Origin of the sequence: Aeromonas sp. HMWF014 (assembly GCF_963878295.1) — a bacterium.
GTDB lineage: Bacteria > Pseudomonadota > Gammaproteobacteria > Enterobacterales > Aeromonadaceae > Aeromonas > Aeromonas popoffii.
The window spans coordinates 28,672-39,364 of record NZ_CAWNYS010000078.1 but is presented as its reverse complement, the minus strand read 5'-3'; the positions used below and the strand labels follow the sequence as shown (position 1 = coordinate 39,364).

Sequence of the window (10,693 nt, the reverse complement as noted above, 5' to 3'; positions counted from 1 at the left end):
GCGTCAGGGCGCCGGTCGCTCCGCCAATGGCGGCAACGCCGGCGGTGCCCGCACCGGTAACGGTGGCAAGCCAAAGCCGCAGGGCGGTCAGCGTCCGGCTGATGGCGCGGGTAAACCGGCTCAGGCCCGTCGCCCCCGTCGCTCTACCCACAACCAGTAAGCGGCTCGGGAGTCTCTCCCCAGCTGATCGGTTGATCTAAAAAGCCCTGCCAATCTGGCAGGGCTTTTTTTTGTCCGCGAGTCAGCGTTTAGCCGGCCAGCAAACGGTTAGGGGATCAGCGCCGTGATCAGGATATGGGCCGTGCTCACTAGGATCACCGTAAAGGTCAGCCCCATGCCTACCACCCGGTAGCGGAAGTTCTCTGGCGTGCGGCTCATGCCAAACGCATGGCTGAGGCGGCCGCACAGCAGGGCGGCCCCCAGCAGATGGATAAGCCAGGGGGTGTGGTGGCTGGATTCGACAAAATAGATCAGCAGCAGGGCGAGGGGGACATACTCGGCAAAGTTGGCGTGCACCCGCATGGCCCGCAGCATGGCAGGATCATCGCCATGCCCCAACGCTACCCCCTGACGGTGGCGAGTACGAATGGTGCGTATGCTCAGCAACACAAACAGCAGGGCGAGCAGGGCCGCGTAAACAGGCAGTATGGTCATGGTATCTGGCTCCCGGTTTGATGATGTCGAGTCGCTTGCAAGCCGCTTTCGCGTTGATTGCCCCGATATTGCTGGCGCCTCAATGGTTTGCCTCTGAGGGTAGCAGCAAATTGCAGCAGATTGACCCGCCATGGGCTCATCAACTGCCGAGCGCGCTGGTGGCCACTGGCGCCACGGCAACATGCTAGTGGTGGCAAGCAAACCTGATTGGGCATCGGTAAGCGTGACGACAGTTATCTGCGCATTCTACTCGTTCACGGGGCATGAGCTGCGCTACGCAGGGCGGTTCGCAAGGCTCAGCACGCAGGTAGTTGGCGGGCAGGCGTGATGGGCTGACACAGCGAGATCTCACCACAATGTGGCTGTGGTCGCGCTCGCCCATGATCGAGAATTTGAAGCCGATTTTGGAATAGCGGTATGAAAAGGGCCGACCTCCGGTAACGAGGGCGCCCTGAGCAAGCGGGGGAGAGTCACAAGCTCACAGTAAGCAGAGTTGAGAAGAACCACCAGTTACACAGGCAATCATGACGTGATCACGAGGTGGGTCAGACCCTGGCTGGCAAAACCCGAGGTGAAACTGGGCGCACGGGTACGTCGCGTTGATAGAGGCGCCAGCCAATTCCATCAGGGACAAATGGGCTCATCGCCTGCTTCCAGTCCCGTGACTCATGATAAAGACACGATCCACTCATTCGCACCCTCCTTAAGCAACCAATTAAAAAATAAATTGCCACACTAGGGGTTCGTATGAGACCATTTTTATCCCCCAGTGGGGAAGCCTTTTAGGTTATTGCTCTTGTAACTCATCTGTTTGTCACAGGCCACCTCCTGCAAACCAAAAAATCGCCATCAGGATTTTGTTAAATATGTTAAATGAAGAATTAAGCTGCCCGCTGAGCGCGGCCCAGCAGGAAGTCTGTCTCGCTATTGGTCAGGAAGGCCGCAACCTCCATTATCACCTGTGTGATGTGATAGAATTCAACGGAAATTTGCAGACATCGTTGCTGGAACAGGCCATCAGAACCGTGTGCCAGCAGGCCGAAACTGTGCGCGCCGCGTTCGAAAAGGACCAGGCCACCGGGCAATACCGACAACGCCTCAACCCTACACTGCACGACACCTATTTTTCCTGGCACGACCTGTCCACCACACCGGATCCGGAGCAGGCCTACTCGGCCATGTTAGAGGCGTTGCTGACCAGCGATATGGATCTTGCCCATCAACCGCTGATTCGATTTCTGGTCGTCAAGCTGGCTGACCGCCGCCACTGCATGGTAGAGCTGGGGTCCCACTTGGTGGTGGACGGCTTCGGCCACGCCATCTTGTTCAAGCACATCACCGACTGCTATGTCCGGTTGGCGCGTGGTGAGGCAATCGAGTCTCTGCCAGCGCAGCCGCTGAGCCGGGTCTTCGAAGCAGAACAGGCGTATCGCCAGAGCGAGTCCTATCTCAAGGACCAGTCTTACTGGCGCCAATACTGTCTGGAGCTGCCCGCTCCCACTCAGCTGGTGCCCGGCGACATGCCCCTACGCAAGCTGAACCGGCTGCGCAAGACCTTTTCCGGCGCAGCGGTGGAAGGGTTGCGGGAAGCCGCCACGTTGCATCGACTTCGCCTGTCCAGCGTGTTGCTTGCGGCCTGCGCTACCTATCTTTACAGGATGACTGGCCAGAGCGATCTGGCGGTGGGCATGCCGGTAGCAGCCCGCCAGCTAAAGGCCCTGCGCGAGATCCCAGCCATGGTGGCCAACATATTGCCACTGCGCATTTCGTTTACGCCACAATCCACGGTATTGTCGGTCGCGGCGGACATCCAACGCCAGTTGCGGCGTCATCTGCTGCACCAAGGCTACCGTTCGGAAGCCATGATCCGCGACCTGTACGCGGAACGCGGCCAAAAACCACTGTTCAACACCCTGCTCAATATCGTTGCCTATGAGCAGGATATGGGCTTCGATGGCTGTGAAGCCACGGTGCAGAACGTCGCCAACGGCCCTGCCGATCATCTCGGTATAGACATCTTCGACCGCAACGTTGACGGCCGGTTGGAGATAGGCTTCAACGCCAACGCCGATCTCTACCCGCTGGAGGCGCTGGAATTGCATTACGCGCGGATGACCCAGTTGCTGGAGCATTTCGCCGCTGGTCCGGACACCCTCGCCGAGGATTATCCGTTGCTGCTGCCCGGCGAGCGCGAACGCTATTACCCGTTGTTGGCGCAGGCAGACGCTTCACCTGTCTTCGCCGATGCCTTCACTGCTTCCGTGAGGAGCCACGGTCACCTGCCGGCCCTGCGCCAAGGCGAGCGCGAACTCAACTACGCCGAGCTGGATGACCGCGCCGACCGCCTGGCCAGCTTGCTGCTGGCGCGCGGCGTGCGGCCCGGCGACGACGTTGCCGTCATCGTCTCGCGCAGCGTCGAATGGGCGGTGGCGGCGGTGGCGCTGTTCAAGCTCGGCGCCGGTTATGTGCCGGTTGATCCTGAACTGCCGGAGGCCCGCATCGAATACATCCTGGCCGATGCCGCGCCGGCCGCGGTCATCGTCACCGCCGGCAACGCCCTCAAAACCGCGCTCGCGCCGGAGAAACTGCTTTTCCTGGACGCTGCGGCGCTGGATGCACTGCCGCCTGCCGCTCTCCCGCTCCCCCGCGTGGCCCCTGCGGCTCTCAGCTATCTGATCTACACCTCGGGCTCCACCGGCAAACCCAAGGGCGTGGAAGTGACTCACCGCAACCTGGTGCCCATCGCGGACACCGCTATCCGGGCGGCTGAGCTGCAAGCCGGCCAACGCGTGCTGCAATTCATCGCAGCCGGTTTTGACATGTCGGTTCTGGAAATCATGATGACGCTGCTGGCCGGCGCCACGCTGGTCATCTGTGATAAAGTATCCAGCGCGCCCGGCAAGGCGTTGGCCGCTCTGGTAAAACGGGAAAACATCAAATTGCTGGTGATGACGCCCAGCCTGCTGGCCTACCACCAGACCGAAGACTTCCCCCGGGACACCGTCCTGATGCTGGGCGGCGAACCTTGCACGCCGGCGCTGCTGGCGCGCTTCTCCCACTGCCGCCTGCTCAATGTCTACGGCCCGACCGAAACCTCCTTCGCTACCTCGATCAACGCCGACTATGGCGATGGCGACCTGTCCATCGGTGCCGCCACCGCCAACACCCGGCTCTACGTGGTGGACCCGCGGCAACGGCTGTTGCCGCCTGGCGCCTGGGGAGACTTGTTCATCGGCGGACCCGGCGTGGCCCGTGGTTACCGCAACAGTCCGGAGCTGACGGCCAAAGGCTTCGTCCCCGATATCCTGGACCCCAGCAACACCATGTACCGGGCTGGCGACCGCGTATTTTTCGACCATGCTGGGCGCATCCATTATCAAGGCCGCCAGGACAACCAGATTAAGCTGCGCGGGCTGCGGATCGAGTTGGACGAGATCAAAAACGCCCTGCTGGGTTGTAGCGGTGTAGAGGACGCCGTCGCCTTGCTGCGCGATCTGCCTCAAGGCCCGGCCATCGTCGGCTATGTGGCCAACCAGCAGCTGGAGCTGGACAGCGAGGGGCTGAAACAGGCGCTGAGCCGTCAATTGCCCCATCACATGATCCCCAGTGTCATCATGGTGGTCCCGGTCTTCCCGCTCACGCCCAACGGCAAACTGGCCACTGGCGAACTGCCCACGCCGACGCTGCAGGACGACGGCGAGCAAACGCCGCCGCGCACCCCGGAAGAAGAGATCATGTGCCGGCTGTTCGCGACGGTGCTGGAATGCGGCGAGGTCTACGCCAATCAGAATTTCTTCGCGCTGGGCGGGCATTCGCTGCTAGGTCTGCAGCTGATTAACAACATCAGGGAAACCTTTGGCGTCTCCTTGGGCATCGCCGACTTCCTGGCCGCCCCGACTCCGCGCCAGCTGGTTCAACGCCTGGAGCGGCCAGCCGCTTTCAGCGATCCCTTCGACGCCATGCTGCCGCTGCGCGTCCAGGGTGGCCGACCACCGCTGTTCTGCATCCATCCGGGCGGCGGCATCGCCTGGCCCTATGCCGGCCTGTTGCCCTTCCTGCCGGAGGATCAGCCGCTGTACGCCATCCAGTCACCGATACTGCGCGATCCGGACCGCGTCATCGGATCGCTGGACGAGTTGGCACAGGAATACCGACAGCGTATCCAGGCGGTGCAGCCGCGTGGGCCGTACCAGCTGGCCGGCTGGTCGGTGGGCGGCAATCTGGCGCTGCGCCTGGCCGCCATGCTGCAGGCCGACGGCCACGAGGTCAGCTTCCTGTGCATGTTCGACAGCTATCCGCTGCAAGGCGGGCCGGCCTCGTTGAAACTGGACGACGCCACCATCATCACCCGGATGACTCGCGCCATCGTCGGCGCGCCGCGCGCCGGCATCAAGGGGCTGAAGAGTGCCATGGAGGAGGTGCTGGGCGGCAGCCAGGTTGGCGAGGAGTTCCTAACCCGGTTGGTGAATGACTCAAAGCTGATGCTGGAGCTGCTCGCTCGCTGCAGCTACCAACGCTACGACGGCGACTTGATCTTCATCCGTGCCACCACCGACATCCTGCGCCCCGAGGATCAGCAGCCGTCGCTGTGGCAGCCCTATATCTCCGGCAAGTTGATAGAGTACGAGGTGAACGCGCCCCATGAATGCCTGCTGCAACGCCAGTATCTGGAACAGTTTGGCGCTCAATTCTCTGCCGAGTTGCAGCGGCGGGCCCCGATCGTCAGGGCCAGCCAGCAAGCCCTGGTAGAATGGGCGTAGGTTTCGGGGGGCTCCCGGCTTGCCGCGAGATCTTTCCGGTGTCATGGCGAGGAGATACCACTCGGCTGAACCGGCCGAATTCACCCCGCGATATTGGAGCGCAGCGTAGGGCGCCTGAGACGAGAATGTCCGATTTGGTTAGGGAGGTACGAAAAAGTCCTTGGTGTGAGATCGCAGGAATGGGGTTCAGCATGAGTCACCCGTTCACGAACCTGCTGCCGACCTGATAGAACAAAGGGAGGTATCTGCCTGAATGCCAGTCAGTTAAGCCTGACTGGCATTGTTTTTATGGGCTTGTTTCACACTGTACTGCTGTGCTCTTGGCGTTACCCTGCGGGGGTGATGTCGCTCTCTTCTCGCGGGTAATACGAACTGCCCGCTTGTTTACCGAAGCCTGCCACCCACCTCGGGAGATGCCCCGGTAACACATACCGCATGCAGCTCAAAATCATGGATAGGGAAGACCAACGCCATGTGAACTCTCAGGGAAGGTGCGAACAAGTCATATGACACAAAAACGCCACATCCTAACCAATTGATTTTAAATGGATAAATCTTTCATTTTTTGTTCATGAGGTCCTTGTTCTCACCCTCCAATCAGATCCGTACGGATCAGCGCAAATCAGATAACAAAATAAAGCTGCACAGAACCTTAACCAGCCACATAAAAAAAACAAATAATATATAGTTAAGAACTGCATCACAAAGTCGCGGGTAATTAGTTTATTTCGAACAAAACCTAATTAAACTCCATCAGGACCCGAACGAAGTATCAAGATAGATAGTATCTTCTTATTGGCATAAAAGTTAATAGTGACGTTTGTCCTAACAGGATAAAAATAGGAAGAAATTTCTTTTGGTTACTTTATGGCGTTGTTTCCAAAATCGATGCAGCTTGCATGGAACTAACTGAAAATGTGGCGTTCTGATCACCACTATTCCCTTCAAGTCTGCATCATGGGCAAGTCACTTCACCCCATCATCAACTGGCCTCAAGGTATTTGGTGATGGCGAGTGGAAAGTCATAAAACACGGTGCTGAAAAGCGGCGAGTCTGGCGTAAGTTGCATTTGGCGATTGATCCAGCGAGCCCGGATATCGTGCGGCAGAATAGTCGTTGGAAAATGTCCATGACGCCGAGGTGCTGCCAATATTGCTCAGCCCACTGCGGCGCACGCTGGGCCATGTTGATGCTGATGGGGCTTACGACAGCAAAGCCTGCCATCAACTGATAGCGAGACATGCCACGCCCGTCATCAATAGGATGATAGAAAACGAAATATATCTGAATTTATTTCCGTCATCGGTTCACTGGGCAATATTCAGCCTGTGGCGGGCGTTGGCTGACAATATAATATCACCAGACAGAGGAGGGTCACCCCATGATATCGATCTCATAGCCCTGAGTGTTTCCTCGCGGCAGAATTCGCAAGGCATCAGGCTCCCGCTTCATCGTTCAGGCGATGAACCGGAACGCGAGGCTAAAAACAGGTGTCGCCCGCATCAAAAAGGGGCAGCGTTATGACAGCGCGACAACCGTGTAATAGCATCGGCGAGCGCCGAATATTCCACACTAGACTGTATCGTAGTCCTTGTTTTGCCATATGAAAGACCTACCATGAACATCTGCTCATTCACGGCGATAAAAATGGTTGGCATTGTTCGGCAAGCAAGCAGTATCACGCCGAAATATAACCATCAACAATAGGGTGGTGCTGTTCCACCTCATGATGGAAATAGTCTGGCGTGATTCGACAAGGAATTAACAATGAAAAATAAAAAACCACGTAAAATCATCACTCGGGTTCCCACTCTCAGTTTACTCACCCTGGCTTTGCTGGCAGGCAGCGTGCAGGCCGAAGACATAGGCGAGCGTACCGATCAGGGCATCAGCATGCTGGCCAGCCTGCAATCGGAGCAGGGACTTGTCTACTTAAACGCCAGCATCTGGCTGGATGAGCAGCAAGCCACCAGGGGGCTGACCCCTGAGCAGCTGCACGAACGCGTGCTGGTGAAGGGTGAGCGCGTCTTCATCGATTTCAGCGCCCTCACGGATAAGGATGAGCGGCAACAGGCCAAAAAAGCCATGGAGCGGCTGACTGGTATTTCGTTCGATGCGGACTGGGTGCTGGTCTCCGCCTACAAGGGGGCGCTGCTGTTTACCCCGCTGGGGGGCGTCGATGATCCGGCCTTCTCTCAGGTGATGGAGCAGGTCGAGAGTCTTGCCAAGCGGGGCAAACGCTCCCTGATCCAGCCGGCCGCCGCTGACGCCAGCTTGCCTCACGTGGCCTTCTATCTCAACGTCAACCGCCCGATCAGTAACGCCGAGTGCACCTTCCCGCGCTCTTACCGTTGGGGTCAGGGGGATTGGCATTTTTGTGACTCGCCGAACATCTCGCTGGTCTATCGGGTCAATCTGATGCGCTCCCTGAAATCTGACACCACGGGCGCCGCCACGCCGGACGCCAAGTTGGTGCGGATCTCGCTGGATGAGGAGTCGGCCGGTGCCGGCATCCACCTCAACAATAGGCTGGACTATGTTGCAACCAACAACCCTAGTTGGAGGACGCCAGAAAACATGGACTTTGGCACAGACGCCATCGCCCAGGATTACAGTTTCACCATCGCAGCCTCCAACACCAAGGCGTCTGTGCTCAAGAGCGAGCCCACCAACCTCAACACCGAGTATAAGCAGAGTGTGACCTCCGGCGTCACTGTGGGGGTAAGCGGCGGTGGAGATCTGAGCAAGGCTGGGCCCAAGGCCATGCTGAATGGCTCGGGCACCTTCACCCAGAGTCGCACGCTCACCTATGACACTCAGGACTATAGGGTCAATTACTCGGGGAGCGCCCAGCAGGTGAATTTCAGCTGGGTGCGGGAGCAGTACGCGAGCGCGGACTCCCTGCTCGTCACCAAGCAGAGCCTCCCCACTGACCTCAAGTACTACGTGGATCACAGCCGCATCAAGCCGATCAGCTACAAGGGGTTCGTGCCGAATCTGGACGTCATCTACATGGCGAAAGCGGACGAGACGGGCACCACCGTGTTTAACATTGACTCCTCGGTCAACATCCGGCCCATCTACACCGGCGCCAAAATGCACACGTTCATGTTGGCCCCTACTCATGCCACCTACCATGGCCTTGAGGAAACCGACAAGCGCAGACGGGTGACTGTATCCAAACATTTTACGGTGGACTGGAACCACCCGGTGTTTACCGGCGGTCGCCCGGTCAATCTGCAGCTGGGGGGCTTTAACAACCGTTGCCTGAGCGTCAATACCCAGCAAAACGTGAGCGCCGTGACTTGTGACGATAAGTCGGCCGACCAGTCCTTCATCTATGACCGGGACGGCCGCTATGTCAGTGCACGGGATACCGGCTACTGCCTGGATGCCAGCAACCTCGGAAAGATGCAGATCTGCAGCTCGGACCTGAGACAACGTTGGGAGTGGAAGCCTAACAGTGATGCGCTCAGCAACAAGAGCACCTATCAGCTGTTGGGTCACAACACGCAGACGGGGGAGCTGGGGCTCTATGACGAGAATGGCCAGCTTGGTGGCGTCAGTCTGCGTACCCTGACCAGCTACACCAAGGTCTTCGAAAACTACAAGCCAAACGTCTACTGATTGAGTGTTCGTATCTTGACCAATAAAAGCGCCGGCAACTTGCCGGCGTTTTCATGGGGGTCAGCCGAGAGTCAGGCCTTGGGTTCGATCAGCGGGGTGAGCAGCTCGGCCAGCTTGTAGAAGGTCTGTACCCGGGTGGTGCTGGGACGCCACACCAGGCCTATCTCGCGGTACGGCGTCTCGCCCGGCAGGGGAATGGCCACCAAATCCGTGTTGTCGAGGATACCGGCATCGATGGCCATCTGCGGCAGGAAGGTAGTGCCGAGCCCGGCGCCGACCATTTGCACCAGGGTGTGCAGGCTGGTGGCGGCGAACGGGTTGATCTTGCTCTTGTCCTGCAACCGGCAGGCGCTCACCGCATGCTCGGTGAGGCAGTGCTCCCGCTCCAGCAGGAAGATGCTCTGGTTGGGCAGCTCCTTGTAATCGAACGGGGTGTGCAGAGCGGCCGCCATGCTGGCGGGCATCACCATGTGGAAGGGATCCTGGCCGACCATCTTGCAGTGGAAGCCGCCGATCTCTACCGGCAGCGCCAGGATCAGCAAGTCGAGTTGCCCCTGCTCCAGCTGCTTGAGCAGGTTGGTGGTGGTGTCTTCACGCAGCAACAATTCCAGCTCAGGATAGCTCTTGCCACATACCTGCAGCAGCTTGCTGAGCAGGAAGGGCGCTATGGTGGGGATGCAGCCGAGCCGCACCGTGCCATGCATGACCCCGCCCTGATGCTGGCCTAGCTCCATCAGATCCCGTGCATCTGAGAGCAAATTGCGAGCGCGCTCGACGATTTCCATGCCGACCGGGGTCATAATGAAGCTCTTGTGGTCCCGCTCCACCAGTTGCAGGTCCATCATATCTTCCAGCGTCTGGATCCCGGTACTGAGGGTGGACTGGCTGACGTGACAGGCCTTGGCGGCGCGGTTGAAGTTCTTGTGCTCGTCGAGAGCGACCAGATATTGCAGCTGTTTCAGGCTGGGCCAACGTTGCATAGGAAAACCCGATTAATGCTATCTATTTAATTTGATTTAACTAATCTACCACCGGGTCTATAGTTTGTCGCTTCAATTAGACGGACTTGGCTCTAGGTAGCCCAATCCTGACAGGATTGTTCACTTCACATAAAGAGGAATTGAATATGGTATTGGTAGGCCGTCCCGCACCTGATTTTACCGCTGCAGCTGTTCTGGGTAATGGTGAGATTGTTGACACTTTCACCCTGTCATCCCACATCAAAGGCAAGGCAGCCGTCCTGTTTTTCTATCCGCTCGATTTCACCTTCGTCTGCCCGTCCGAGCTGATTGCCTTCGATCACCGTTATGAAGAGTTCCAGAAGCGTGGCGTGGAAGTGATCGGTGTTTCTATCGATTCCCAGTTCTCCCACAACGCATGGCGCAACACCAAAGTGGAAGAGGGTGGTATCGGTCAGGTCAAGTACCCGCTGATCGCCGACGTGAAACACGACATCTGCAAAGCCTATGATGTTGAGCATCCGGAAGCCGGCGTTGCTTTCCGTGGTTCCTTCCTGATCGACAAGAACGGTGTTGTTCGTCATCAGGTCGTCAACGATCTGCCGCTAGGCCGCAATATCGACGAGATGCTGCGCATGGTCGATGCCCTGCAATTCCACGAAGAGCATGGCGAAGTCTGCCCGGCTCAGTGGG

5 protein-coding genes and 3 pseudogenes are annotated in these 10,693 nt (G+C 58.2%); 5 read left to right on the top strand and 3 right to left on the bottom strand.

Annotation, left to right across the window (positions count from 1 at the left end):
* Positions 1–160: pseudogene (locus tag AAC083_RS03100) on the top strand (DEAD/DEAH box helicase); the annotation flags it as partial.
* Positions 161–267: 107 nt separating this feature from the next.
* On the opposite strand, the gene AAC083_RS03095 reads toward AAC083_RS03100, so the two are convergent.
* Complete coding sequence (locus tag AAC083_RS03095; RefSeq protein ID WP_108535787.1) at positions 268–654, bottom strand: MAPEG family protein; 387 nt, start codon at positions 652–654, stop codon at positions 268–270.
* 866 nt (positions 655–1,520) lie between these two features.
* Between AAC083_RS03095 and AAC083_RS03090 the strand changes: the two genes are divergently transcribed.
* On the top strand, positions 1,521–5,414 hold the full coding sequence (locus AAC083_RS03090; RefSeq protein WP_108535786.1) for a non-ribosomal peptide synthetase: 3,894 nt from the start codon (positions 1,521–1,523) through the stop codon (positions 5,412–5,414).
* 264 nt (positions 5,415–5,678) lie between these two features.
* Here the strand turns inward: AAC083_RS03090 and AAC083_RS03085 are convergent.
* Positions 5,679–5,909: pseudogene (locus AAC083_RS03085) on the bottom strand (IS4 family transposase); the annotation flags it as partial.
* A gap of 487 nt (positions 5,910–6,396) precedes the next feature.
* Here AAC083_RS03085 and AAC083_RS03080 point away from each other — a divergent pair.
* Positions 6,397–6,653 (top strand): annotated as a pseudogene (locus tag AAC083_RS03080) (transposase); the annotation flags it as partial.
* Between the two features lie 528 nt (positions 6,654–7,181).
* Complete coding sequence (locus AAC083_RS03075) at positions 7,182–9,041, top strand: leukocidin family pore-forming toxin (RefSeq protein ID WP_108535785.1); 1,860 nt, start codon at positions 7,182–7,184, stop codon at positions 9,039–9,041.
* Between the two features lie 71 nt (positions 9,042–9,112).
* Here the strand turns inward: AAC083_RS03075 and AAC083_RS03070 are convergent, their stop codons facing one another.
* Complete coding sequence (locus tag AAC083_RS03070; protein WP_108535784.1) at positions 9,113–10,021, bottom strand: hydrogen peroxide-inducible genes activator; 909 nt, start codon at positions 10,019–10,021, stop codon at positions 9,113–9,115.
* Between the two features lie 146 nt (positions 10,022–10,167).
* Here AAC083_RS03070 and AAC083_RS03065 point away from each other — a divergent pair.
* The coding region (locus tag AAC083_RS03065) for a peroxiredoxin (protein WP_258224584.1) at positions 10,168–10,693 on the top strand (526 nt) is incomplete at its 3' end.